Consider the following 23,753-nt stretch of genomic DNA (forward strand, 5'->3'; position numbering starts at 1 on the left):
AACGTGTCCGAAAGATGACAGATCAAAAGATCACAACCTGCGCGCCAGCCGATGCAGCCAGGTGCAGGACCCATCCTGATGCCAATCGGTTAAAACGCGGAACCTGCGGGAGCAATCGGCGCCATGTTCCATCAATGACGCGTAGAATTGCGGCTTGAAGCGGATTTGAGGTTGCAGTGGTGGATTTACAGCGGGGCTTCGTCCTGACCCGGCATTGGCGCGACACACCGGCCGGCACGGAAGTCGAATTCTGGTTGGCGACCGATACCGGTCCCCGACGCATCCGCCTGCCTTGTCAGCCCTCGGTGGCGTTCATTCCGGCGGCTCAGCGCGAGCAGGCCGAGGCGCTGTTGCAGGGCGAAAAAAACCTCGAACTTCGACCGCTGGCCCTGCTGGATTTCGAGCATCGCCCGGTGCTCGGCCTGTATTGCCAGCAGCATGGGCAACTGATGCGCCTGGAAACCGCGCTGCGCAAGGCCGGCGTCGATGTGTTCGAAGCCGACGTGCGTCCACCGGAACGCTACATGATGGAACGGTTCATCACGGCGCCGGTGGTGTTTGGCGGCACGCCCGGTGCCGAGGGTCTGTTGCTGGACGCGCAGATGAAACCCGATCCGGACTACCGGCCCGCGCTCAGGCTGGTGTCCCTGGACATCGAAACCACCGCCCAGGGCGAGTTGTATTCCATCGCCCTGGAAGGCTGCGGCGAGCGCCAGGTCTATATGCTGGGCCCGCCCAACGGCGACCACAGCGCCGTGGATTTTCAGCTCGAATACTGTGACTCGCGAACCCTGCTGCTGAAGAAACTCAATGAATGGTTCGCCCGCCATGATCCCGACGCGATCATCGGCTGGAACGTCGTGCAGTTCGACCTGCGCGTGCTGCACGAGCACGCTCGGCGCCTGGCGGTGCCGTTGCAGCTGGGGCGTGGCGGCGAGGAAATGCAGTGGCGCGAACATGGCAGCCGCAACCATTATTTCGCCTCGGCCGCCGGGCGATTGATCATCGATGGCATCGAATCCCTGCGCTCGGCGACCTGGAATTTCCCCTCGTTCAGCCTGGAAAACGTCGCGCAAACCCTGCTCGGCGAGGGCAAGGCGATCAGTACACCGTATCAGCGCATGGACGAAATCAATCGCATGTTCGCCGAGGACAAACCGGCCCTGGCCAAGTACAACCTCAAGGACTGCGAACTGGTCACACGGATTTTCGCCAAGACCGAGCTGCTGACCTTCTTGCTGGAACGGGCCAGCGTCACCGGTTTGCCAGCGGACCGTAGCGGCGGTTCGGTGGCGGCCTTCACCCACCTGTACATGCCGCTGATGCACCGCCAGGGGTTCGTCGCGCCCAATCTGGGCAGCAAGCCCGCCCAAGCCAGCCCCGGCGGATTCGTCATGGACTCGCAACCGGGGCTGTATGAATCGGTGCTGGTGCTCGACTATAAGAGCCTCTACCCATCGATCATTCGCACCTTTCTCATCGACCCGGTGGGCCTGATCGAGGGCCTCAAGCATCCCGCAGACAGCGAGTCGGTGCAGGGCTTTCGCGGCGCGCGTTTTTCCAGGACCCGGCACTGCCTCCCGGCGATCGTCGCCCGCGTCGCCGAAGGCCGGGAAACCGCCAAGCGCGAACACAACGCGCCGCTATCCCAGGCCTTGAAGATCATCATGAACGCCTTCTACGGCGTGCTCGGCTCCAGTGGTTGCCGCTTCTTCGACACGCGCCTGGCGTCGTCCATCACCCTGCGCGGTCACGAAATCATGCTGCGCACCCGACAGTTGATCGAAGCCCAGGGCCACACGGTGATCTACGGCGATACCGACTCGACCTTCGTCTGGCTGCGTCGCGCCCACGGTCAGCAGGAAGCGGCGCAGATCGGCCACGCCCTGGTGAGCCACGTCAATCAGTGGTGGTGCGAACATGTACGGCAGGAATATGGCCTGGAAAGCGCCCTGGAGTTGCAGTTCGAAACCCACTACAAACGCTTTTTGATGCCGACCATTCGCGGCGCGGAGGAGGGCAGCAAGAAACGCTATGCCGGGCTGGTGACCCGCGCCGACGGCAGCGATGAAATGGTTTACAAGGGCCTGGAAACCGTGCGCACCGACTGGTCGCCGCTGGCCCGGCAATTCCAGCAGGAGCTGTACCTGCGCATCTTCAATCGCCAGCCGTATCAGGATTACGTGCGCGATTATGTGCGCAAGACCCTGGCCGGTGAGTTCGATGACCGGCTGATCTACCGCAAGCGCCTGCGCCGCACCCTCGACGACTATCAGCGCAACGTGCCGCCCCACGTCCGCGCGGCGCGGATCGCCGACGACTACAACGACCGTCAGGGCCGGCCGCGGCAGTATCAGAACGGCGGCTGGATCAGCTACGTGATCAGCGTCGCCGGGCCCGAACCGCTGGAGATCCGCAGCGCGCCCATCGATTACGACCACTACGTCACCCGGCAATTGCAACCGGTGGCGGATGCGATCCTGCCCTTCGTCGACGACGACTTCTCAACCCTGATTGGCGGTCAACTAGGCCTGTTTTGAGTCCATCAGCGTCAGCGTCCAGGCGTCGGGAATGCCGTGGAAATACTGATCCAGCGCCCGGTTGAAAAGGTTGTCCTCGGTATCGACCTGGGCAAACAGCGTCATCGAGGAGTGAAACTTGAGCTCGTCTGGATGGCCGAAAATGGCCGCAATCGAGCGATGCTCGATGTTCAGGACCAATTGCGTGCAAGTGCGCAGGCGCGTGCTCAACACGGGGTGCTGGAGGTAGGCCTGCGCCTCCGCGGCGGATCGAATCGCGTAGCGACGGGACATCTCACTGTCGCCAAGTCCGGTGAATTGCGGAAAGATGAACCACATCCAGTGGCTGCGCTTGCGGCCATCACTGAGCTCATCCTGAACCCGGTCGAACACCGGGTCCTGCGCCTGAATGAAGCGTTTGAGGTCGAACCTGTCGAGTGGATCGGTGCTTCTCATGCGCAAACCCTCTGACCAAACCGCGATGGCTCAGACCATGGCCAATCGCTGCTTTCGTTGCGGCGCGTGAAACGCGTGGTCCAGCGCCTCCAGATCCCCGGCTTCAAGCCGCAATTGCACGGCTTGCGCATTCAGTCGCACATGTTCAGGTCTGACCGCTTTGGGGATGGCGATCACGTCGTCCTGGCGAAGAATCCATGCCAGTGCGATCTGGGCCGGCGTCGCCTCGTGATGGGCGGCAACCCGCTGGAGCGTCGGGTGCGTCAGCAGTTGCCCACCCTGGCCGATCGGACAGTAGGCCATGATCGGCAGGCGATGCTGCTGGCACCAGGGCAGCAGATCGAATTCTATGCCGCGTTCTTCAAGATTGTAGAGTACCTGGTTAGTGGCGCAGGCCGGCGCGGCCAGTTCGTGCAGGTCAGCCAGGTCGAAATTGGACACGCCCCAGCGGCCGATCTTGCCGGCTTCGCGCAGGCGTTCGAACGCTTCGACGGTTTCCTCCAGGGGATACTGGCCACGCCAGTGCAACAGGTACAAATCAATGTAGTCGGTACCCAGCCGTTGCAGACTGCGCTCACACGCCTGGGGAATACCCTTGCGGCTGGCGTTGTGCGGGTACACCTTGCTGACCAGGAACACCTGGTCGCGCAAACCGGCGATGGCTTCACCCACCACCTGCTCGGCGCCACCTTCTGCGTACATTTCAGCGGAGTCGATCAGGGTCATGCCCAGCTCGATGCCCAAGCGCAACGCCGCTACTTCCTGGCTGCGCTGCGATGGATCCTCCCCCATGTGCCAGGTGCCCTGGCCGATGACCGGTACGTTGACGCCTGCCAGTTCGAGGGTGCGCATGCACGTCTCCTTTGTTCGCTCGATGGATACTCTTCGGTTGGCAGCACAATAGCGCAGTGGTTCCGTGCAAAGCTCAAATATCCCAGTGTACGCCGCCCCCCTTGCAGGCGCTGGGCTGCCAGCGAAGGCGGCCTTTGTGTCGAACACGATGTTGCCTGATCCACCGCCTTCGCTGGCAAGCCAGCTCCTACAGGGGTATGCGTACGGCGCGAGCTGTCGCAGGCTGCTGATCTTTTGATTCAACTGTCCGCCTACCAGCATTTACAGACCATCGGTACTGCACTTTTCCCCATTTCCCGGCTCTATCCATGGCCAGCCTGCGGCGACCCCCCACCGCAAGCCCATGTCCAAGTTCAATCACCCATGTTTCGAGTGTTACCCCACATCACGATGCACATCCGCCGTAGCAGCCTGCTGCTGGCCTGTCTGTCGACGCTCTGCCTCACCGGATGCAGCCATCAACAGGGCGGCGACATCATCGACCAGTTCCGCCAGGGCAAACCCCAGGAATTCCTCCAGACCAGCGTCGACCGCATGGCCACCCTGGCGATGCGCGACAACCTCGATAGCCTCTATTTGCTCATGAGCAAGCTCTACCTGCGCAACCCCGAGGAGTTGAAGAAGTCCGGCTTCCTCGACGCCCGCACCGCCGGGCAGCAAGTGCGCATGGCCATCGAAATGCAACAGCCGCTGCCGACCCTGGGCGGTAAAAAAGACCTGGCGGCACTGAGCTTTGCCATGAGCCCGGAATTTCTCGGCGACCGGGTCGGCGCCTTCATCTATGCCATCGGCAGCATGCTGGTCACCGCCCACGGCAATCGTCTCGAGTTCTACATGACCGATGCGATCAACCCGACCTTCGTCAACAACGCCGCGCGCAACATCGAGAAAGCCACCTGGATCCTCAGCCAGCGGCAGAACAAGCAAGGCGAGCCCTTGCTGTTTTCCAACGAGATCTCGGAGGAGGGCAGCAACCTGAGTTTTGCCGTGGAGTTCGGCAAGATCGTCGCGCGCCTCGATCTGCTGACCCAGATGCTCGACGAGCGCTACCGGCGGATCGGCCTGAATTACGCCCAGAGCCTGCTGTTCCTCAATTTCCTGCCCGTACAATAACGTTGGCGGCCTGCCCCCCGATCCATCAACCGCCCCCCCCCTGTAGGAGCTGGCTTGTCGGAACGCCGAACCGCAGCGAAGGCGTCCTGACAGCCAACGCAACCATTTCGACCGTACCCGATCCCCCTGTAGGAGCAAGCTTGCTCGCGATGGACGTCAACGATAACGCGTTTCTCCTGAATGAACGCGTCGCCCTTCAGACCTTCGCTGGCAAGCCAGCTCCTACAGGGATCTAAGCGCACATAGGCATAACGATAGACCGCATCGATATAAGTAGTTATAAGAAAAATCGCTATGCTGCGGACCAGTTTTTTCATGCGATTTTTGTGGGCGTGTTAATGGAATTCGTTAACTTCGGGTTGGTAGTCGCAGGTTTGGTGGTGGGTTTCATCGTCGGCATGACCGGCGTGGGCGGCGGCTCATTGATGACGCCGATCCTGCTGTGGTTCGGGGTCAATCCGGCGACGGCGGTGGGCACGGATCTCCTGTACGCCGCCATCACCAAATCCAGCGGCGTTCTGGTTCATAAAAAGAACAACAACATCGATTGGGCAATCACTGGCTGGCTGACGCTCGGCAGTGTGCCGGCGGTGCTGATGACGCTGTGGTTCCTCAGCACCCTGCAGACATCCCCCGATGCCATGAACGCCGTGATCAAACAGGCCCTTGGCTTCGTTCTGTTTGCCACCGCCCTGGCGATTTTCTTCAAGAAGCGCTTGCTCGATTTCGCCCACAAACGGGCGGGCGGCAATTACAATCCCAGTGGCCCACGCCTGAACGGCATGACCGTGCTGACGGGCCTGGTGCTCGGCACCATGGTCGCCCTGACCTCCATCGGTGCTGGCGCACTGGGCACCGTAGCCCTGTTCATTCTTTATCCCATGCTGCCAACCCGTCGCCTGGTAGGCACGGAAATCGCCCACGCCGTACCGCTGACCCTGGTCGCCGGCCTCGGTCACGCGAGCATGGGCAACATGGATTGGCACGTGCTGGGCTATTTGCTAGTCGGTTCGCTGCCCGGCATTTACCTGGGCAGTCATCTCACCGGCCGCATCTCCGACGAAGTGCTGCGTCCATGCCTGGCCACGATGCTGGTGCTGATCGGCTACAAACTGGCGTTCTGATGTTTGCCGCAGGCCTCAATCACTCACGGGTAAAAATCTCCAGCAGGTGCCCGTCCGGGTCATCGAAATAGACCCGCCGGCCACCGCCGTAGTCATTGATTTCGTCCGGACGCTGCTTGCCGGGATCGGCCCACCAGGGTTGCTTTCGCGCCTGCAGACGGGCGAAGGCCGCATCGAACTCATCGTCCCCAAGCAAAAACGCATAGTGCTGGGACGCGATCGGCGGGTCGTTGTTGTAGAAATCCAGCGACACGCCGTTGTCGAGTTTGACGACCAGCATCGGCCCGAAGGGCTCGGGAGCGGGCAGGCCGAGGATGTCTGTCAGGTAATTGGCCGACGTCTGCTTGTCGCGGCACCAGACGATGGTGTGATTCAGCTGAGCGCTCATGGCGTGGCCCTCACGGCGTTTCAGGTGTCTAGTACTGAACCATGAGATTAGTCCAGTCTGTTGCGCAATGACTGCCCTGACCTAAGCTTGGGTCAGGGCGAAACATAATTGCGAAGCGTCCCCGGAACGAACGCCGCGATGCGCAATCATTAGAGCGTGGATATCAAAAGGAGATGCGCATGCTCATCAGGTCATTGACCCTGGCTACCCTGCTGGCTTTCGCCGGTACCTTGTTCGCCGCCGATGGCGACTCACCGCTGGACATGGACAAGGGCAGGGCCCGGCCGTTGATCGTCATCGCCCCGAGCACGGTCGATCCCACATGGGTCAGCTTGAAGAAGGCACTGGATGAGCCGGCCAACCGCAAGGGTTTCGACGATCGCAACATGGTCCTGTACACCGTGCTCAACCTGATGGGCCAGCGCGAAGGCAAAGACCTGGGGCCACAAGACACGGCGGCATTGATCCGCTCGCTCAAATTGGGCGCCGGCGCGAAGACCAAGGTGATTCTGGTCGGCAAGGACGGTGAAAAGAAACTGGAGCAGTCGGATGCGGTCGACCTGCAAGCCATTTTCAAAACCATCGATGAATTGCCGGCGACAGAGAAAGAGGCCACGGCGCCGACACCACCACCGGTGACCGAACCCGCCCCGGCCAAAGGCGCCAAGGCGACAAAACCGGTCAAACCGACCAAGCCCGCCAAGCCGCCAGAAATGCCGGACGATTGAATCCGCGCAGAAACTTCACGGTAAATGAATTCCCTGTAGGAGCGAGCTTGCTCGCGATGGACGTTAACGATAACGCGTTTTCCCCGAATGAACGCATCGTCCTCGAGACCATCGTCGGAACGCCGCCCGGAGCAAGCTCGCTCCCACATGTTGATCGCCGGCGTTCGCCAATTTTGCGTCCAACGAAGCCCCTTGCAGGAGCTGGCTTGTCGGTTCGCCGCACCGCAGCGAAAGCGGTCTGCCAGCAAACACTTCTGCTGGATGTGCCAGCGTCTTCGCCAGCAAGCCGGCTCCTACACGGGATCAGCGTCGTTCACCGATCTGGTGTGTGCGCTGAAGATTCTCTGTGGGAGCGAGACCGGCTTGCCGGCGAAAGCGGCGTGTCATTCAGCATCGATGTTGAATGATCAATTGCCTTCGCGGGCAAAGCTGCTCTTGGTGTATCCCCTCGACGAACAGGCTGTGCTTGTCAGCCGCCATCACTATGACTCCACTATTGTGTCGCCCGGGGGTTCTTGGTGGCGTGTTGCGCGCTGCCAATGTTTTGGACGGTTCCCATCGTCCAGCACGTAAACCAACACATCTTTTGCGTCGCTGATGACCAGCGGCGATTGGGTTGTCAGCACAAACTGGCAGTTGGGGAAGGTCTCGCTCAACTGCCGAATCAAACTGCGCTGCCATTTGGGGTGCAGGTGCAAATCGACTTCGTCGATCAGTACGATCCCGTCACCTTCTAACGGATTGTCCAAAGACTGATTCATCATCGCCAATCGGCGAGCGATATCGCCAACTAACGCCATCATCGACTTTTCTCCCTGCGAGAGTTGAGCGATGTTGAGCGTCATGCCTTCTTTGTCGATGGCCATGTGCAGGCGCGGCTTGCGCTGCAACCGCAGGTTGCTGAAGCCAGGCATGAACGCTGCGATAGCAGAGCGAACCGCCGTCAGCTGACGATCGCGGGATGAGGCTTGTAATTGGAAAAGGGTTTTCCAGATGTCACTGTCCTTGCCGAACCTTTCGGAAATTTCGGCCAGCGCAGTGTCGGACACACCGCTTTCATTTTCGCTGTCTTCGCGTTCGCGAAACCATTCAAAGAATTGTCGGAAATCGACTCTGCGATTCAATGAGTTGTCGTAGCCGTCTAGTTGATCAAAGGTATGTTTGGTTCTGATTTTTAGCGGGATTTCCAGAACCGAGCGCTCGACTGGGTAGTAGGCGATCAATGGGAGTGAGGCTTTATCATTGGCGGTCAGTTGGTTCCGATAATGGTCCGCTAGGCGACTGGCATCCATTAACTGGCTATGGACAACGCTCTTTCGTCCTTGTCTTACGCGGGCAGTGGTCCAAATGAACAGAATATCTTCAGGGACTGCATCAGTAAGACCTGAACGTATCTGTGAGCGGCCCACTACCGCAATCGTAACAGTGGCAAGTGAGGCGCCGTTTCGAATGTCCTCATTTGCCAAGTGGCTGCCATTGCCTTTTTCGGTACGAATTCTGGCTGCCAGCCAGCTCAGCGAGGTGGCCAGTGACTTTAAAAGGGTGGTTTTCCCGGCACCGTTTTCCCCCACTAACACCGTCACGTTCGAGGGGTGTTTGGCGGTGGGGGCCAGCTGTATGTCCAATTCGGTAAACCGACCGACATCCGTGAGTTTGAAACTGAAAATTTCCATTGCGACGCACTTTGGGGTCAGTCGGTTTGAATTATTGAACGCGCAGTATGTCATTCCCGGCCGTGGGCTGATCCGATGCCGTTTGGGGCTGCGAGGACCATTAGATACAACGGTTTCAGCTGTATCACAACGATCAAAAGTAAAAAGTTATTTGTAATGGCATGCCCGAAAAATGAACGTAGGCAAAGGCCTTCACCTGCTTCGGAGATTTCCTGCAAAACGTGGCGGTGTTGGTGAACTGGTGCTCTGTGAACCGCACCGATAACCTTGTTCCGCCGCTGCAAAATCAGTGGTCGGATGTGGAAGTCCGTTGGTAAAAGTCATCTACCAATGCCCGTAGAGCGCGTGTCGACATTTTTATGTCAACATTGCCGCGTTATGGCGGCTGTACGCGGGAGCACTTTCGAGTGCGCCGGGTATTGGTGGGTTGGCCTGGTCTTCCACACCTGCGTACAGCTGCCACCCTCATGTGGAAGTGAGATGGGTAGTTTTTTCAACAATCCCCAATGGATCTTCTCCCATGAAAAAAGTAAGTCCCAATCCCCCTGAAATCCCCGCGAATTCCGACCCCCTCGACCCCGTTCCTCTTGCTGACATCACCGAGCCCGCCATCAGCGCTCGTCTGCGCAACCCCAACCACGCCGACCCGGTCAGCCACATTTTCACCATCGTCCCCGACGTCGACTCCGTAACCCTGCTATGCCACGCCTGCGAAACCCTCGCTTCGCTGAACGTCCTCGTCACGGACCTGGCCTGCAAACTGGAAAGCTCCAACCGCAACGTGGCGCTATCCATTCAGCAGTTGGCCGTCGTGGGCGAGTTATTGGTGAACCGGGCACTGGACAATATCGATCCACCCGACGGCGCGTCAGCTGTTTAGTCAGCAGGCGCACCAATGAAAATGGGCGACCTCAAGGGGTCGCCCATTTTGATGACTGCTACAGGTCGGGGGCTCTGAGTTACTTGCTCAGTGCGCCCAATACCCCATGCGCCACTTTCACCCGCTCCGCGTTCGGATAGTTCTTGTTGGCCAGGATCACGATGCCGATAGCTTTCGAGGGCACATACGCGACATAAGCACCGAAGCCGCCCGTCGAGCCGGTTTTATTGACCAGCACAACGTCCGGTTGAGGTTGCAGCGGGTTCAGCAACTGAACTTCGTGAGCTTCCATCGCCATCTGCGTCGAGTTACCGTCGAGTAACTGATCAAGGGTGACCGGATAGCCGTAGAGTTCCCAGCCCAATCCCTGGGTCATGTCACCGACTTTGTAGTAACCCGTGTGCGTGGTGGCAATTGCCCGCTGCAACGGTGCTTCAAGCCCTGCCGGTTTCATGTTCACCTGAATATAACGAAGCAGATCCGCCGCACTGGTCTTCACCCCATACGCCTCCGAATCCAGCGCCCCGGGCCCGACCCGCACCGGCTTGTCTTCCTTGTTATACCCCTGGGCATAAAGGCCCATCTGATCCTGCGGCACCTTGAGGAAGGTGTGCTTCAATCCGAGTTTCGGCAGCAGGGTGTTTTCCATCACCTCATCGAAAGGCGCGCCCATGCTTTTGGCCGCCAGATAGCCAAACAGCCCAAGGCTCGGGTTCGAATACTGGCGATGGCTGCCAGCGGTGTAAGTCGGTTTCCACTGCTTGAAATAGCCTAGCATCTTGTCCGGTGCATCGGCCTCCTCGGGGAATTGCAACGGCAGGCCACCGGCCGAGTAGGTGCCCAGTTGCAATACGCTGATGTTGTCGAACGCGCTGCCTCGCAGCTCCGGCAGGACGGTGCTGGCCTTGTCGGACAGGGACAGTTTGCCTGTCGCCTGAGCATAGGCGGCGAGGGTGGCGGTGAAGGTCTTGCTCACCGAACCGATCTCGAACAGGGTGTCTTCGGTGACAGCCTTGCCGCTGTCCTTCGAGGCCACGCCGTAGTTGAAGTAATGCGCCTCGCCGTTGACGGTGATTGCGACCGCGACACCGGGTATCTGCTGTTGCTGCATGACCGGTTCGATGGCGGTGTTGACGATGGATTCGATGCGGTCGTCCGCCATGCAGTGACCGGCACCGAGCAACAGTATGAAAGCGAGTTTTTTCAGGTTTTTTTCAAGCATGACTGAGCCACTGTCCTTGAGTTTCAATAATGTTAACCGCTAAACGCCGGGCTGCTTTCCAAACTGGCTGCCGCGCCCGGTCCCGGTCCCGGCGGATCGCGGATCACCGTCCGTCTACCCGATAGCACCTCGTCAACGGCGTTGCTTCCAACCAGTACGGCCCAGATTTGCTGGACCTCACCTGTGAGGTGCGTCATGGCTAACGAATCAACGTTCCAGGGTGGAACACCCGATACCGACCCCACCAGGCCCATGCCCGGTACCGATGAGCCAAGCATGGATCAGGATGCACCGCCCGGCATGGACCCGACCCGGGACCCAACCGGCGCAGACGCCGATCGACCGGAAGACTGGATGGACCCGACGGCGGATGAGGACGTGCCACCGGCGGATGAGCCTACTCCGCTTTCCGATGACAGGCGATAAACAGAACCCGGCCAGTGCGCCTTCCGCCAGTCAGTAAAGCGAATGGAGCCCCTGTAGGAGCGAGCTTGCTCGCGATGGACTCAAGAGCGCCGTGTTTAGCCAGTAAACGTGCGTTTTCGTTAACGACCATCGCGAGCAAGCTCGCTCCCACAGTGAACCGCATTCGCTTAACTGACCGGCATTGGTCAGTGTGGCGGTTTTTTTCAGACACTGGCCCCCTGAACCACCACCACCACCCGCCGCTCCAGATTCAACGCCAGCACACTGATCAGCACAATCGCCGACCCCATGAACACCATCAACGTGGGCTGCTCTGCCAACGCAAAAGAAGCGATCCCCATGGCAGTGGGTGGTATCAGGTACAGCGTCATCGTCGCCCGGCTCAAATCCACATGCGCCAACACATACGCCCAGGCCAGGTACGCCAGGGCGCTCGGAAACACGCCCAGCCCGATCACCGCCACTTGCACATCGATCGGCGCTGCGGCCACCTGGCTTGCCAGACCAGGTAAATAGACCAACAGCAACAGCGTCCCGAACCAAACCGTGTAACACACCAGCGTCAACCCGTCGTAGCGCCGGGCATGCTGTTTCTGCAGCGCAAAGTAAAAGCTCCAGGACAACGCCGCCAGCAGAATCAGCAAGCCGTGGCTGTTGATGCTGCCCAGACCGTGATCGCCAGCCACCACAATCAACACGCCGAGCAATCCCAGGACAACACAGCCCCAGCGCCAGGCAGTCACCCGGTCCTTGAACACGAAGCGCGCCAGCAGTGTGCTGAACAGCGGCGTGGATTGCGCCAACACGCTGGACGCTCCAGCGCTGACGCCCTGCTGGCCAAAATTCAACGCCACGTGGTGCAGGCTGACCGCAAAGAAACCCAGGGCCAGCAGCAGCGGCAGATCGCCTAGGCTCGGCAGGCGGATACCGCGGATCAGGGCGACGACGCCCATGAATGCCGAGGCCAGCAGAAACCGCAGCAACGCCAGATGGCCCGGATCATAGGCTTGTAAACCGAGGTGAATACCGGTCGGGGAATAGCCCCAGCAGGCGACGACGAATGCCATCGCCAGCACGATCTTGACGGGGGAGGGGGAGACAGCGGTGAGCGCTTGCATGGTCGGATACCTGTGGGCCTGTGCACCGAGTATCGGAATTCGAACCATTCACTACAACTGACTTATACTGCGTTAACCGTTCACTTTGGGTGATGTATGGAGCTGGCGCAGATTCGCATGTTCAAGACCGTCGCCGACGTCGGCAGCATTGCCCGCGCCGCCGAGTTGTTGCATTGCGTGCCGTCGAATATCACGGCACGGATCAAGGCGCTGGAGGCGGAGTTGGGGGTCGCGCTGTTCCTGCGCGAGGGCCGGGGATTGCAGATCAGCCCGTCGGGGCAGACCTTCCTCGCCTATGCCGCAAAGATGCTTGCGCTCGCGGCGGAGGCCAAGCGCGCGCTCGATCCCGCCGCGGAGCCGTCCGGTCCGTTGCGCATCGGCGCCATCGAGTCCTCGGCCACGGGGCGCTTGCCGCGCTTGCTGGCCAAGTTCCACAAGCGGTTCCCCAAAGTGGCCCTGGAACTGACCACGGGCCCCTGGAGCCAACTGCTCGATGACACCTTCAACCACCGGCTCGACGGCGCGATAGTCGCGGTGGATGTCGAACGCTTGCAACTCAAGCGCACGCCGATGTACCGCGAGGAGCTGCTGTTGATTGCCTCGACGTCCCTGGGGCCGGTGCGAGATATCGCCGATTTGCAGGACAAGACCGTGTTCATGTGGCCACAGGGTTGCCCCTATCGGGCGGCGCTGGAGCATTGGTTGTTGCGCCAGGGGCAGGCGTTGCCGATTGTCAGCCTGGCCAGTTACGGCGCGATCGTCGGCTGCGTCAGCGCCGGGGCCGGTGTGGCGCTGGTGCCGAAAGGGGTTTTCGACCAGTTCGCCAAAGGCGCCGGTTGCGCGGGCTATGAATTCCCCGACCTGACGGCCATCGACAACCTGTTCTACTGGCATGAAAACGCCGGGGTTCACCCGGCGCGCGAGGCGTTTGTGGCGATGTTGCGCGAAGAGTTCGCCTGACCCCCTGTGGGAGCGGGCTTGCTCGCGAAGGCGGTATATCAGGCAGAGTTGATGTCGACTGACACACCGCCTTCTCGAGCAAGCCGAATCGTTGCACGCCGCTCCCACATGAGCTTCAGCGCTCGCTGATATCCCGCATCAACAACCCAAAATTCAACTCCACCGCATCCGGAATCGGCACATACACCGTATGCCCATCCCCCGGCGCGACTTCGATCGGTTCACCCCTGATGTTCTGCAACTGATGCAGATCGAAGTGGAAGTTGCCCTTGGGCGTCATCAGTTCCATGTGGTCACCCAAGCCGAAACGGTTCTTCACCTTGACTTCGGCCAGCCGGTCGTGCCGCTCGCCGGTCAATTCGCCGACAAACTGTTGCCGCTCCGACACCGAACTGCCGTGCTGGTAGTTCTGATACTCGTCATGCACATGCCGTCTCAGGAAACCTTCGGTGTAGCCACGTTGCGCGAGGGATTCCAGATCCGTCATCAGGTTACGGTCGAAGGCGCGACCGGCCACCGCATCGTCGATGGCCCGGCGGTACACCTGGGTGGTCCGCGCGCAATAGAAGTGGGATTTGGTCCGGCCTTCGATTTTCAGCGAATGTACGCCCATCCGGGTCAGGCGCTCGACATGCTGCACGGCGCGCAAGTCCTTGGCATTCATGATGTAAGTGCCATGCTCGTCCTCGAAGGCCGGCATCAGTTCATCCGGTCGATTGGCTTCCTGCAACAGGAACACCTGATCGGTCGGGGTACCGATGCCCAGGGTCGGTTCGGGCTGGAAGCGCTGGACGATTTCGCCGAGTTGATTTTCCGTGGCCGGCTGTGCCGAATATTTCCAGCGACAGGCATTGGTGCAGCTGCCCTGATTGGCATCGCGCCTGTTCATGTAGCCGGACAGCAGGCAACGGCCGGAGTAGGCCATGCACAGCGCGCCATGGACAAACACCTCCAGCTCCATGGCCGGGACCTGCCCGCGAATTTCGGCGATTTCTTCCAGGGACAGTTCCCGCGACAGGATGATCCGGCTCAGACCTTGTTGCTGCCAGAACTCGACACTCGCCCAGTTCACCGTGTTGGCCTGCACCGACAGGTGGATCGGCATCTGCGGATAATGCCGGCGCACCAGCATGATCAGGCCCGGGTCGGACATGATCAGCGCATCCGGCGCCATGGCAATCACCGGCTGCAGATCCTTGAGAAAGGTTTTCAGCTTGGCGTTGTGCGGGGCGATATTCACCACCACATAAAAGCGCTTGCCCTGGGCCTGGGCCTCGCGAATGCCGAGGGCGAGGTTGGCGTGATCGAATTCGTTGTTGCGCACTCGCAGGCTGTAGCGCGGCTGGCCGGCGTACACCGCGTCGGCGCCGTAGGCGAAGGCATAACGCATGTTCTTCAGGGTGCCGGCGGGGGCGAGTAGTTCTGGTGGGATGAGGTTCATTGACGAGTCGATCGCAAAAGCCGACGAGGGTAATCGGCTTGCCCGCGGGTTTCATTGATCTGGATCTATGCTTGATGAACAAACGGATGGCACTCGCGCGAACCGTGGCGGACTAAGCATCAGGACGGCTCTTGAGTGCAAGAGCAGGCACCTTGCGGACTGACATGGATCGGACATGAACGAAGAGAAATTGCAAAACAAGTCACTGGCGGTCTTGCTGGGACTGGTGACCATCGCTTTCATCTGGATCCTGCTGCCATTCTACGGAGCGGTGTTCTGGGCGGTGATCCTGGGCATTGTCTTTGCCCCGCTGCAGCATCGACTGCAACTGAAGTTTGGCTGGCAACGCAACCTGACATCCCTATGCACCTTGAGCATCTGCCTGGTGATTGCGATCCTGCCAGTGATCATCGTCGGTACCTTGCTGATCCAGGAAGGCGCGACCTTCTATAAAACCATTGAGAGCGGCGAACTGGACATCGGCAAGTATCTGGCGCAGTTCAAACACAGCCTGCCGCCGTATTTCCAGAACCTGCTCGATCGATTCGGCCTGGGTAATTTGAACGGATTGCGCGATAAGATCGTCAAGAGTTCGATGCAGGGCGGACAGGTGCTGGCCAGCCAGGCATTCAGTTTCGGCCAGGGTACGTTCGAATTCATCGTCAGCTTTTTCATCATGCTGTATCTGTTGTTCTTCTTCCTGCGCGACGGCTCCGAGCTGGCACGCAAGGTCCGCGCCGCCGTACCGCTGGAAGACAACCAGAAGCGTCGTTTGCAGCTCAAGTTCAACCGCGTGGTACGGGCCACGATCAAGGGCAACCTGCTGGTGGCGATCACCCAGGGCGCGTTGGGCGGGGCGATTTTCTGGTTTCTGGACATCCCGAGCGCGTTGCTCTGGGCGGTGCTGATGGGGTTTTTGTCGCTGTTGCCGGCAGTGGGCGCCGGCATCGTCTGGGCACCGGTGGCCCTGTACTTCCTGCTCAGCGGGGCGATCTGGCAGGGCACGGTACTGGCGTTGTTCGGGGTCTTCGTGATCGGCCTGGTGGATAATGTGATGCGACCGATCATGGTCGGCAAGGACACCAAGATGCCGGATTACATGATCCTGATTTCCACCCTGGGTGGCCTGGCGGTCTTCGGGCTCAACGGTTTTGTCATCGGGCCACTGATCGCCGCGCTGTTCATGTCGAGCTGGGGCATTTTCATCGAAACCAAGCCGCGGGTGCAGCTGCCTTAAGCGCTGAGCTGACCCTGGCCGATCTGTTGCGACAGTGCCTGGGCGTCCGGCAACGAAGTCAGCGGGCCGCTGATCGGTTCGCCGTCCAGCACCAGATACCAACAGGCGAGCAAGCCCAGCGCTCTGAGCGGTGCGGGAACGGCGCTGCCGATAACGGACATGATCTGAACCTGTGACATAAGTACCTCCATCAATCTATGGAGCTACCTTACGGACACGACGCTGAAACGGACAATCAACGCTTTCGATAGTGGTCATTGACGCCAATGAGTCTTGGGTTCAGTCGACCACCAGATCCAGCATATGAACCACTTCCCGCTCGTTGAGCAGGCCTTTGCGCACCAGGTTTTCCGCCAGCAGCGAGAGAAACTTGGCGCTGCGATGGCCTTCCAGGTGCTTGAGTTCGGTCAGTGCGTTGTACACCTTGCTGGAAGTGCACAAGCCGACGATGCGGTGCGGGTTTTGCGTGGGCATGAGGTCGTCCTTGTTATTATCAACCTGTAATTTCAGGACAGATCCAGTTTCGGGACCTGACATGACATGAATATGACCGTTTTCCCCAAGCGGGGGGAAGGGTGGCAAGTCAATCTTGCCAACTTGCACCGCAAAGACTGTCCCGACAGCGACCTTGAGGCGATTTATTCAGACCTGTACCGACAAACGGCCACAAAAGGAGCCCACTGTCGGGCCTAACACGGTCTGTCTGCCTGTAGGAGCAAGCTTGCTCGCGATGGTCGTTAACGATAACGCGGGCTTTCTGAATAAACGCGGCGCTCTCGCGTCCATCGCGAGCAAGCTCGCTCCTACATAAACGCGGCGCTCTGGCGTCCATCGTCGGAACGCCGCCCGGAGCAGGCTCGCTCCTACAGGTAAGGCGTTACCAACGGCGATAACCGTGGGGAGGGCCGTAGTAGCCGCGCGGAGGGTAGTAACCACGGGGCGGGCCGTAGTAAACCGGCGGCGGGCCGTAGTACACCGGTTGCTGCACATAGACCGGTGCCGGCTGGTAATAAACCGGAGGCGGTTGCTGCATGTACACCGGTTGTGGCTGCACGTAAACCGGCTGCTGCACATAAACCGGCCGGTTGCTGTTGATGATGGCCGAACCCACGATCGCCGAGCCGACGATCGCACCGAATACCGCCGGACCCTGCCAACCGTGGCCGTGACCGCCGCCTGCCTCTGCCTGGCCTGTGATAGCAAAAGCACCGATCAGCAAGGCCACTATGGGGATTTTACGGATCATGATAATTCCTCGGCTCTTCGACCCGGCGCCTGGCTCTGCAATAGACCCAGGGATTGTCGCGGGGATACTTCTAAGACAGCGTTTTTTTGTAAATCAGCACAGCCGTTGGGTAAATTTTGTGTAAGGTCTGTACCGGCTTTCTTAGCGTCGTACGCTGCCACCGGCAGGTACGCGAACATGATCGATCAGACCGGGTGGAATGGCTAATCCCGTCCATCCGATAGCGCCATCGAAGGAGATTCACATGCAGATGAACCCCAACAAAGACACCCAGCTGTGCATGTCCCTTTCCGGGCGCCCTGGAAACTTTGGCTTGCGATTCCACAATCATCTGTACGAGCAATTGGGCCTGAATTTCTATTACAAGGCCTTCAGCAGCCAGGACCTGCCCGGTGCCATCGCGGGCATCCGCGCCCTGGGGATTCGTGGCTGCGGCGTGTCGATGCCGTTCAAGGAGGCCTGCATTGAGCGGGTCGACGAGCTGGACGCCTCGGCCGCGGCCATTCAATCGATCAACACCATCGTCAACACTAACGGCCATCTCAAGGCCTACAACACCGACTACATCGCCATCGCCCAGCTACTGGAAACCCACCAGGTGCCCACGGCGTCGACCTTCGCCCTGCGCGGCAGCGGTGGCATGGCCAAGGCCGTGGCCAGTGCCTTGCGTGATGGCGGCTACGCGAATGGCCTGATCGTCGCCCGTAACGAGCGCGCCGGGCGTACCCTGGCCGAGTCGCTGGGCTTTGAATGGCAGGCTGAACTCGGCGCGCAGCGTCCGCAGATGTTGATCAATGTCACGCCGATAGGCATGACCGGCGGGCCGGAAGCCGATCAACTGGCGTTCGACCCTGACGCCATTGCCGCGGCCGAGACGGTGTTCGATGTAGTGGCGATTCCCTCGGAAACACCGCTGATCGTGCGCGCTCGCGCTGAAGGCAAGCGGGTGATTACCGGGCTGGAAGTGATTGCGATCCAGGCGCTGGAGCAGTTTGTGCTCTATACCGGTGTGCGGCCGACGGTTGAGCAGTTTCAGAAAGCGGTGGAGTTTGCTCGCAGCTGAGGCCCCAAAAGTTATCTGCTGGCTGTACCGGCCCCATCGCGGGCAAGCCCGCTCCCACAGAGATCTTTGGTGTACGCACCTATTGTGACCGACGCAAAACCTGTGGGAGCGGGCTTGCTCCGGGCGGCGTTCCGACGAAGATGGCGGTACATCCAACAATGCTGTGTCTAGCAGACCGCTTCCCGAGCCGGCGTCGCACCCACAATTTGATCGTTGTTGTCAGGCTACTCAAGGCGTGCCAGACGCTCTTCGAGTGCGGCGATCCGCGCCTCCAGCTCTTCGATTCGCTCGACAGACACGCCGCCGGCAGCACCTCGTTCGACCGGATTGCTGCGCGCCGCCAGAATCACCTCGATGTCCGCCGGATCCCCCAGCGCGTGCATGTAGCGGTCTTCACGTTGCCCCGCCTGGCGTGGAATCAGCAGTGCCAGACCGCGGGCAATCAAGCGTTCCAGCTGATGCACCACCTGCTCGGTGTCCTCGAATTCATGCATGCGGCCGCTGCGGGTCAGCAGTTCGTTGACCGTTTGCGGGCCGCGCAGGAACAGCAAGCCGGTCAGGATGACCTGGGCCGGCACCAGTTCCAGCGCCTTGTCGACCCGGTGCTCCCAGCGATCGGCCCGGCTGCCCATCACCAGTCGGGTAAAACCGCGGCCTTCAAGGGCGCGCAGGCTCTGGCCGACCTGGCCCTGGGTGAGGTTCATCACCGGCTCACGGCTGGTTTTCTGGTTGCAGGCGATCACCAGGGCATTGAGGGTCAGCGGATAGGTTTCCGGGCTGGTGGCCTGTTTCTCTATCAGCGAACCCAGGATGCGGATTTCCGTGCTGTTGAGGCGCGGCTCGTCGATAGTGGTTTCTTGCTCAGTGCTCATCGCGCTTTCCCTATGCAGTCGAAGCATGCAGTCGAAGGCGCCTAGCGTAATCCTTGCTGAACAAAAGACAAGTCGCAGGAGCGTCGCGCATGGCTATAATCGGCCCACATTTACCTCCTGTCACAACACGAGACTGCCATGACTATTTCCCTGTACGACGCTTCCATTCCGGTATTCACGCAAATGCTCAACGCCCTGAGCGATGTGCTGAACAAGGCCGAAGCCCACGCCACCGCGAAAAACATCGATCCAAACGCGTTGTTGCAAGCCCGTCTGTATCCGGACATGTTCCCGCTGGTACGCCAGGTGCAGATCGCCGTTGATTTCGCCAAAGGCGTTTCCTCGCGCCTGGCCGAGATCGAAGTGCCGAAGTACGACGACACCGAAACCACCTTCGCCGAACTGCAAGCGCTGATCGCCAAGGTCCTGGCCTACATAGGCGAGATCAAGCCCGAGCAGATCGTCGGCAAGGAAGGCATCGAGATCGTCACCCGTCCAGGCACGCCTAAAGAGAAGCGCTTCACCGGCCAGGCTTACCTGCTGAGTTACGGCCTGCCGCAATTCTTCTTCCACGTCACCACCACCTACGCCTTGTTGCGTCACAACGGTGTGGAAGTGGGCAAGCGCGACTACATGGGCGCGTTCTAAACCCCGTAGGAGCAAGCTTGCTCGCGATGGTCGTTAACGATAACGCGTGCTTGCGGAATAAACGCTGCGCTTGTAGGAGCAAGCTTGCTCGCGATGGTCGTTAACGATAACGCGTGTTTACGGGGTAAACGCAGCGTTCTTGAGTCCATCGCGAGCAAGCTCGCTCCTACAATTTCTTTAGCCAGGCTCCTAAGCGGGTGTCAGGCCAATCGCTGTGCCTTCTCTACTTCACCCAGGCATGCAGCGGCAGTAAACAGCACATCCGTGGACGAATTCAGCGCGGTCTCCGCCGAATCCTGCAACACCCCGATGATGAATCCAACCGCCACCACCTGCATCGCGATTTCACTCGGGATGCCGAACAAACTGCACGCCAGTGGAATCAGCAGCAACGACCCACCGGCCACGCCCGAAGCGCCACAGGCACAGATCGCCGCGACCACGCTCAGCAGGATGGCCGTTGGAATATCCACCGCAATACCCAGGGTATGCACGGCCGCCAGGGTCAGCACGGTAATGGTGATCGCCGCGCCAGCCATGTTGATGGTGGCGCCCAGCGGGATCGACACCGAGTAGGTGTCTTCATGCAGGCCCAGGCGCTTGCTCAACTCCAGGTTGACCGGAATGTTCGCCGCCGAACTGCGCGTGAAAAACGCGGTGATGCCGCTTTCCCGCAGGCACATCAACACCAGCGGATAGGGGTTGCGGCGCAGTTTCCAGAACACGATCATCGGGTTCATCACCAGCGCCACGAACAGCATGCAGCCCAGCAGCACGGCCAGCAGCTGCAGGTAGCCGAGCAGGGCGCCGAAACCGGACGTGGCGAGGGTCGATGCCACCAGGCCAAAAATCCCCAGCGGCGCGAAGCGAATCACCAGGCGCACGATCAGGGTCACGCCGTTGGACAAGTCGCCGAGCACCTCGCGGGTGGTGTCACCGGCATGGCGAATGGCAATGCCCATGCCGATCGCCCAGGCCAGGATGCCGATGAAGTTGGCGTTCATCAAGGCGCTGACCGGGTTGTCGACCACGCTCAGCAACAGGCTCTGCAGCACTTCACTGATGCCGCCCGGGGCGGTCACCGCGACGTCGTGAGTGACGAGCACCAGACTGGAAGGGAACATCATGCTGGCAGCGACCGCGACCACCGCGGCGGCAAAGGTGCCCAGCAGGTACAGGAACAGAATCGGCCGGATGTGGGTTTCCTGGCCGTGCTTATGGTTGGCGATCGACGCCATGACCAGCACGAACACCAGGATCGGTGCGACGGCTTTCAGGGCCGAGACGAAGACTTTGCCGATGAACGCCGTAGACTTCGCCACGTCGGGCGCGACCAGCGCCAGGACAATCCCGGCGATCAGGCCGATGATGATTTGCGAGACCAGGCTCAAGCGTGTCAAACGATGCAATAGCGAAGGGGATGAAGCGGTCATAAAACGACATCTCTGATTTTATTAAGTGCTGGGTAGCGCGGCATCAATGCCACTCGAGGGCTGATAAGCAGGTATCGCAGGGCGCGGACTTTATCACAGCGTCGTCCTGATCCTTCAGAGCTGTGACGATCTGCCGCCCGCGTGTTAAACGAGAAAGGCAGGTTCGTGCAACCGCCCGCGGAATCACTCTGTTAAGATGGCCCATCCTCACTTTCATGTTCTGCCAGCGGGCCTTCGGGCTGTCGCTGGTGTCGTCGTTTTCCTGGAGTTCTGCATGCTGTTGCCCATCCTTCTGTTGTCCGCTGCCGGTTTCACGGTATTGACCACGGAATTCGTCATCGTCGGCCTGTTGCCGGCCATCGCCCGCGACCTTGATGTCAGCATCCCGCAAGCGGGTTTGCTGGTGACCTTGTTCGCCTTCACCGTCGCCGCCTTCGGACCCTTCCTCACCGCATACTTCGCCAGGTTCGAGCGACGCAAGCTGTTCATTTCGGTGCTGATCATGTTCGGCCTGGCCAACACCCTGGCGGCGTTTGCCCCGAACATCTGGGTGATGGCCATCGCCCGCCTGATTCCCGCGCTCGGGTTACCGGTGTTCTGGGCCCTGGCCAGCGAAACGGCAGTGGACATCGTCGGACCGGACTTCGCCGGTCGCGCCATCGCCAAGATCGGTTTCGGGATTGTCTGCGCCACGGTGTTCGGCATTCCGGTGGGCACACTGATTTCCGACGCGTTCGGCTGGCGCAGTGCCTTCGGCCTCCTGGCGGTGATCGCCTTCGCCAAGGCGCTGCTGCTGTTCATTTACCTGCCGTCCACCAACCTGCATCAGCATCAAGTGAGCTTTCGTTCGCAGTTCAAGATCCTGCGCAGCCCGCTGATGATCGGCCATGTGCTGTTGTCGATCCTGGTGTTCAGCGGCATGTTCACCGCCTACACCTACCTGGCGGACATCCTCGAGCGCCTGGCCGGTTTCAACGGCACGGTGGTCGGCTGGTGCCTGATGGGCTTCGGCGCGGTGGGGCTGATCGGCAACTCACTGGGTGGCCGCGCAGTGGATCGTCACCCACTGATCGCGTCGGTGACCTTCTGCGCGTTCATGATTGCCGGCATGGTCGCGCTGGTGCCGAACATTCACTCGCCGCTGGGCCTGGCGGCGGCGATGGGGATCTGGGGCGTGACCCAGGCGGCCTTGTTCCTGGTCAGCCATGTACGTTTGATGAAAGCGGCACCCGAGGCGCCGGCCTTTGCCGCGTCGTTGAACATTGCCGGGGCCAACCTCGGGATCGGCCTGGGCGCCATGGTCGGTGGCCGGGTGATCAATAGCGTCGGCCTGCAAGGGCTGGGTTTTGCCGCGGCCGCTTTTATCCTGGTCTCGATCCTGCTGGCCATGGCGCTGATGACCTTCAAGCCCCGGGAAGTCTGCGCCTGACGCTTCACAGCGCGGTGAACAGTTCCCGTCGGGCCCCTTCGGTAATGGCGACAATGCCGGGGTGCTTGACCTTGCGTTCCACGGAAATGGCGTAGAACGACTCGGTGACGGCGTTGGTCTGGCCAATCGACTCCACGCCGTATTGGCGTTTGACCTCGTCGGCGATCACGCTCGGGCCGATGAAAATCCCGCTGCCGGATTGACCGAAAGCCTGCATCAAGGCGCTGTCGTCGAACTCGCCGACAATGCGGGGCTGGATCTGCTGCTCGGCAAACCAGCGCTGCAAGCGACTGCGCACCACGGTTTCCGGCCCGGGAATCAATAGCGGTGCGCCGTGCAGGCTGCGCGGAAAATCCTGGCCGTACTGTGCCGCCAGTGAAGGGGTGGCAAAAAAGCTGATTCCGCATTCGCCGAGCTTCTGGCTGTAGCCCTTGATGTCCAGGTGCGAGGGCATCGGGCTGTCGGAAATCACAAGGTCCAGGCGCTGGATCGCCAGGTCGGCGAGCAAACGTTCGAGTTTGTCTTCACGGCAGGCGATGCGCAGCGGCTCGCTCAACTCCATGGTCGGCGCGATCAGCCGATAGACGATGGATTTGGGCACCACGTCCGCCACGCCCACCCGGAACAGAATCTGTTGCTCGTTGGGCTGTGCCCGCAACATCAATTCCAGCTCGCCGCCCAGCTGGAACATCTGTTCGGCGTAGGGCAGGGTCTGGCGCCCGGCCTCCGTCAGCTCCAGCTGGCGGCCAACCCGGCGAAACAACTCGATGCCATAGGTTTGCTCAAGCAGGGAGATCTGCCCGCTGATGGTCTGCGGCGTCAGGTTCAACTGCTCGCAGGCGCGCACGATGCTGCCGGTCTTGGCCACCACCCAGAAGTAGTGCAGCTGTCGGTAATTCAACATTCTTTATATCCCCAAATCACA

The 23,753-nt window shown here is 60.2% G+C and carries 24 protein-coding genes; 11 read left to right on the plus strand and 13 right to left on the minus strand.

Going from position 1 to position 23,753, the window contains the following annotated elements; translation table 11 throughout:
- Positions 1-179: 179 nt before the first annotated feature.
- Entirely contained in the window at positions 180-2,540 is a 2,361-nt protein-coding gene (locus J2W17_RS23480; protein ID WP_307340456.1) for a DNA polymerase II, read from the plus strand.
- Here the strand turns inward: J2W17_RS23480 and J2W17_RS23485 are convergent.
- Positions 2,526-2,975 carry a DUF1810 domain-containing protein gene (locus tag J2W17_RS23485; protein ID WP_307340116.1) on the minus strand — a complete coding sequence of 150 codons (450 nt, stop codon included), beginning with the start codon at positions 2,973-2,975 and terminating at the stop codon, positions 2,526-2,528. The two genes, J2W17_RS23480 and J2W17_RS23485, sit on opposite strands and share 15 nt — an antisense overlap.
- 30 nt (positions 2,976-3,005) lie before the next feature.
- The gene (locus J2W17_RS23490) at positions 3,006-3,827 is read right to left on the minus strand and encodes an aldo/keto reductase (protein ID WP_307340118.1); all 822 of its coding nucleotides are present in this window, start codon (positions 3,825-3,827) and stop codon (positions 3,006-3,008) included.
- Positions 3,828-4,190: 363 nt separating this feature from the next.
- Between J2W17_RS23490 and J2W17_RS23495 the strand changes: the two genes are divergently transcribed.
- Together J2W17_RS23495 and J2W17_RS23500 are read left to right on the plus strand one after the other, a co-directional pair.
- Positions 4,191-4,940, plus strand: coding sequence for a hypothetical protein (locus J2W17_RS23495; RefSeq protein ID WP_307340121.1), 750 nt, complete (start codon positions 4,191-4,193; stop codon positions 4,938-4,940).
- Positions 4,941-5,278: 338 nt separating this feature from the next.
- Entirely contained in the window at positions 5,279-6,064 is a 786-nt protein-coding gene (locus J2W17_RS23500) for a sulfite exporter TauE/SafE family protein (protein WP_307340124.1), read from the plus strand.
- 19 nt (positions 6,065-6,083) lie between these two features.
- On the opposite strand, the gene J2W17_RS23505 is transcribed toward J2W17_RS23500, so the two are convergent.
- The gene (locus J2W17_RS23505; RefSeq protein WP_307340128.1) at positions 6,084-6,452 is read right to left on the minus strand and encodes a VOC family protein; all 369 of its coding nucleotides are present in this window, start codon (positions 6,450-6,452) and stop codon (positions 6,084-6,086) included.
- Positions 6,453-6,631: 179 nt separating this feature from the next.
- Here J2W17_RS23505 and J2W17_RS23510 point away from each other — a divergent pair, with 179 nt between their 5' ends.
- Positions 6,632-7,180: a DUF4174 domain-containing protein gene (locus tag J2W17_RS23510; protein ID WP_307340131.1), complete on the plus strand. Its 549-nt coding sequence runs from the start codon at positions 6,632-6,634 to the stop codon at positions 7,178-7,180.
- 482 nt (positions 7,181-7,662) lie between these two features.
- On the opposite strand, the gene J2W17_RS23515 is transcribed toward J2W17_RS23510, so the two are convergent.
- Positions 7,663-8,853: an AAA family ATPase gene (locus tag J2W17_RS23515; RefSeq protein ID WP_307340133.1), complete on the minus strand. Its 1,191-nt coding sequence runs from the start codon at positions 8,851-8,853 to the stop codon at positions 7,663-7,665.
- 520 nt (positions 8,854-9,373) lie between these two features.
- Between J2W17_RS23515 and J2W17_RS23520 the strand changes: the two genes are divergently transcribed.
- A complete protein-coding gene (locus J2W17_RS23520; RefSeq protein WP_307340136.1) occupies positions 9,374-9,733 on the plus strand; it encodes a DUF6124 family protein in 360 nt (119 codons plus the stop codon).
- 79 nt (positions 9,734-9,812) lie between these two features.
- On the opposite strand, the gene ampC is transcribed toward J2W17_RS23520, so the two are convergent.
- Positions 9,813-10,955 (minus strand): class C beta-lactamase, encoded by a 1,143-nt coding sequence (gene ampC / locus J2W17_RS23525; RefSeq protein ID WP_307340141.1) that lies wholly within the window; start codon positions 10,953-10,955, stop codon positions 9,813-9,815.
- Positions 10,956-11,150: 195 nt separating this feature from the next.
- Here ampC and J2W17_RS23530 point away from each other — a divergent pair, with 195 nt between their 5' ends.
- Entirely contained in the window at positions 11,151-11,381 is a 231-nt protein-coding gene (locus tag J2W17_RS23530; protein WP_307340144.1) for a hypothetical protein, read from the plus strand.
- A gap of 203 nt (positions 11,382-11,584) precedes the next feature.
- Here J2W17_RS23530 and J2W17_RS23535 read toward each other — a convergent pair whose 3' ends face one another.
- Positions 11,585-12,499: a DMT family transporter gene (locus J2W17_RS23535; protein ID WP_307340147.1), complete on the minus strand. Its 915-nt coding sequence runs from the start codon at positions 12,497-12,499 to the stop codon at positions 11,585-11,587.
- A gap of 96 nt (positions 12,500-12,595) precedes the next feature.
- Between J2W17_RS23535 and J2W17_RS23540 the strand changes: the two genes are divergently transcribed.
- Entirely contained in the window at positions 12,596-13,459 is an 864-nt protein-coding gene (locus J2W17_RS23540; RefSeq protein WP_307340150.1) for a LysR substrate-binding domain-containing protein, read from the plus strand.
- A 115-nt stretch (positions 13,460-13,574) separates the two neighbouring features.
- Here J2W17_RS23540 and trhP read toward each other — a convergent pair whose 3' ends face one another.
- On the minus strand, positions 13,575-14,900 hold the full coding sequence (trhP, locus tag J2W17_RS23545) for a prephenate-dependent tRNA uridine(34) hydroxylase TrhP (RefSeq protein WP_307340152.1): 1,326 nt from the start codon (positions 14,898-14,900) through the stop codon (positions 13,575-13,577).
- A 175-nt stretch (positions 14,901-15,075) separates the two neighbouring features.
- On the opposite strand from trhP, the gene J2W17_RS23550 reads away from it, so the two are divergent.
- On the plus strand, positions 15,076-16,137 hold the full coding sequence (locus tag J2W17_RS23550) for an AI-2E family transporter (protein ID WP_307340155.1): 1,062 nt from the start codon (positions 15,076-15,078) through the stop codon (positions 16,135-16,137).
- Here the strand turns inward: J2W17_RS23550 and J2W17_RS23555 are convergent.
- From J2W17_RS23555 to J2W17_RS23565, 3 genes are all read right to left on the minus strand, one after another.
- The gene (locus tag J2W17_RS23555; protein WP_307340158.1) at positions 16,134-16,316 is read right to left on the minus strand and encodes a hypothetical protein; all 183 of its coding nucleotides are present in this window, start codon (positions 16,314-16,316) and stop codon (positions 16,134-16,136) included. The genes J2W17_RS23550 and J2W17_RS23555 overlap by 4 nt on opposite strands.
- Positions 16,317-16,416: 100 nt before the next feature.
- On the minus strand, positions 16,417-16,611 hold the full coding sequence (locus J2W17_RS23560; protein WP_307340161.1) for a hypothetical protein: 195 nt from the start codon (positions 16,609-16,611) through the stop codon (positions 16,417-16,419).
- 403 nt (positions 16,612-17,014) lie between these two features.
- On the minus strand, positions 17,015-17,383 hold the full coding sequence (locus J2W17_RS23565; RefSeq protein WP_307340164.1) for a hypothetical protein: 369 nt from the start codon (positions 17,381-17,383) through the stop codon (positions 17,015-17,017).
- A gap of 244 nt (positions 17,384-17,627) precedes the next feature.
- On the opposite strand from J2W17_RS23565, the gene J2W17_RS23570 reads away from it, so the two are divergent.
- Complete coding sequence (locus J2W17_RS23570) at positions 17,628-18,446, plus strand: shikimate 5-dehydrogenase (protein WP_307340167.1); 819 nt, start codon at positions 17,628-17,630, stop codon at positions 18,444-18,446.
- A gap of 224 nt (positions 18,447-18,670) precedes the next feature.
- Here J2W17_RS23570 and J2W17_RS23575 read toward each other — a convergent pair whose 3' ends face one another.
- The gene (locus J2W17_RS23575; RefSeq protein ID WP_307340169.1) at positions 18,671-19,318 is read right to left on the minus strand and encodes a YceH family protein; all 648 of its coding nucleotides are present in this window, start codon (positions 19,316-19,318) and stop codon (positions 18,671-18,673) included.
- Positions 19,319-19,456: 138 nt separating this feature from the next.
- Here J2W17_RS23575 and J2W17_RS23580 point away from each other — a divergent pair, with 138 nt between their 5' ends.
- The gene (locus tag J2W17_RS23580; protein WP_307340172.1) at positions 19,457-19,966 is read left to right on the plus strand and encodes a DUF1993 domain-containing protein; all 510 of its coding nucleotides are present in this window, start codon (positions 19,457-19,459) and stop codon (positions 19,964-19,966) included.
- A 200-nt stretch (positions 19,967-20,166) separates the two neighbouring features.
- Here J2W17_RS23580 and sstT read toward each other — a convergent pair whose 3' ends face one another.
- Entirely contained in the window at positions 20,167-21,399 is a 1,233-nt protein-coding gene (sstT, locus tag J2W17_RS23585; protein ID WP_307340174.1) for a serine/threonine transporter SstT, read from the minus strand.
- 274 nt (positions 21,400-21,673) lie between these two features.
- Here sstT and J2W17_RS23590 point away from each other — a divergent pair, with 274 nt between their 5' ends.
- A complete protein-coding gene (locus tag J2W17_RS23590; protein ID WP_307340176.1) occupies positions 21,674-22,828 on the plus strand; it encodes an MFS transporter in 1,155 nt (384 codons plus the stop codon).
- A gap of 4 nt (positions 22,829-22,832) precedes the next feature.
- On the opposite strand, the gene nhaR is transcribed toward J2W17_RS23590, so the two are convergent.
- Positions 22,833-23,732: a transcriptional activator NhaR gene (gene nhaR, locus J2W17_RS23595; RefSeq protein WP_307340179.1), complete on the minus strand. Its 900-nt coding sequence runs from the start codon at positions 23,730-23,732 to the stop codon at positions 22,833-22,835.
- Positions 23,733-23,753 lie beyond the last annotated feature (21 nt).

The organism is Pseudomonas lini (genome assembly GCF_030812475.1).
In the GTDB taxonomy this organism is placed as follows: domain Bacteria; phylum Pseudomonadota; class Gammaproteobacteria; order Pseudomonadales; family Pseudomonadaceae; genus Aquipseudomonas; species Aquipseudomonas lini_A.

What these genes read in the sequence shown, in the direction of transcription:
- J2W17_RS23485 (WP_307340116.1), bottom strand. Translation starts at nt 2,975, where the DNA reads ATGAGAAGCACCGATCCACTCGACAGGTTCGACCTCAAACGCTTCATT.
- J2W17_RS23490 (WP_307340118.1), bottom strand. Translation starts at nt 3,827, where the DNA reads ATGCGCACCCTCGAACTGGCAGGCGTCAACGTACCGGTCATCGGCCAG.
- J2W17_RS23495 (WP_307340121.1), top strand. Translation starts at nt 4,191, where the DNA reads ATGTTTCGAGTGTTACCCCACATCACGATGCACATCCGCCGTAGCAGC.
- J2W17_RS23500 (WP_307340124.1), top strand. Translation starts at nt 5,279, where the DNA reads ATGGAATTCGTTAACTTCGGGTTGGTAGTCGCAGGTTTGGTGGTGGGT.
- J2W17_RS23505 (WP_307340128.1), bottom strand. Translation starts at nt 6,452, where the DNA reads ATGAGCGCTCAGCTGAATCACACCATCGTCTGGTGCCGCGACAAGCAG.
- J2W17_RS23510 (WP_307340131.1), top strand. Translation starts at nt 6,632, where the DNA reads ATGCTCATCAGGTCATTGACCCTGGCTACCCTGCTGGCTTTCGCCGGT.
- J2W17_RS23515 (WP_307340133.1), bottom strand. Translation starts at nt 8,853, where the DNA reads ATGGAAATTTTCAGTTTCAAACTCACGGATGTCGGTCGGTTTACCGAA.
- J2W17_RS23520 (WP_307340136.1), top strand. Translation starts at nt 9,374, where the DNA reads ATGAAAAAAGTAAGTCCCAATCCCCCTGAAATCCCCGCGAATTCCGAC.
- ampC (WP_307340141.1), bottom strand. Translation starts at nt 10,955, where the DNA reads ATGCTTGAAAAAAACCTGAAAAAACTCGCTTTCATACTGTTGCTCGGT.
- J2W17_RS23530 (WP_307340144.1), top strand. Translation starts at nt 11,151, where the DNA reads ATGGCTAACGAATCAACGTTCCAGGGTGGAACACCCGATACCGACCCC.
- J2W17_RS23535 (WP_307340147.1), bottom strand. Translation starts at nt 12,499, where the DNA reads ATGCAAGCGCTCACCGCTGTCTCCCCCTCCCCCGTCAAGATCGTGCTG.
- J2W17_RS23540 (WP_307340150.1), top strand. Translation starts at nt 12,596, where the DNA reads ATGGAGCTGGCGCAGATTCGCATGTTCAAGACCGTCGCCGACGTCGGC.
- trhP (WP_307340152.1), bottom strand. Translation starts at nt 14,900, where the DNA reads ATGAACCTCATCCCACCAGAACTACTCGCCCCCGCCGGCACCCTGAAG.
- J2W17_RS23550 (WP_307340155.1), top strand. Translation starts at nt 15,076, where the DNA reads ATGAACGAAGAGAAATTGCAAAACAAGTCACTGGCGGTCTTGCTGGGA.
- J2W17_RS23555 (WP_307340158.1), bottom strand. Translation starts at nt 16,316, where the DNA reads ATGTCACAGGTTCAGATCATGTCCGTTATCGGCAGCGCCGTTCCCGCA.
- J2W17_RS23560 (WP_307340161.1), bottom strand. Translation starts at nt 16,611, where the DNA reads ATGCCCACGCAAAACCCGCACCGCATCGTCGGCTTGTGCACTTCCAGC.
- J2W17_RS23565 (WP_307340164.1), bottom strand. Translation starts at nt 17,383, where the DNA reads ATGATCCGTAAAATCCCCATAGTGGCCTTGCTGATCGGTGCTTTTGCT.
- J2W17_RS23570 (WP_307340167.1), top strand. Translation starts at nt 17,628, where the DNA reads ATGCAGATGAACCCCAACAAAGACACCCAGCTGTGCATGTCCCTTTCC.
- J2W17_RS23575 (WP_307340169.1), bottom strand. Translation starts at nt 19,318, where the DNA reads ATGAGCACTGAGCAAGAAACCACTATCGACGAGCCGCGCCTCAACAGC.
- J2W17_RS23580 (WP_307340172.1), top strand. Translation starts at nt 19,457, where the DNA reads ATGACTATTTCCCTGTACGACGCTTCCATTCCGGTATTCACGCAAATG.
- sstT (WP_307340174.1), bottom strand. Translation starts at nt 21,399, where the DNA reads ATGACCGCTTCATCCCCTTCGCTATTGCATCGTTTGACACGCTTGAGC.
- J2W17_RS23590 (WP_307340176.1), top strand. Translation starts at nt 21,674, where the DNA reads ATGCTGTTGCCCATCCTTCTGTTGTCCGCTGCCGGTTTCACGGTATTG.
- nhaR (WP_307340179.1), bottom strand. Translation starts at nt 23,732, where the DNA reads ATGTTGAATTACCGACAGCTGCACTACTTCTGGGTGGTGGCCAAGACC.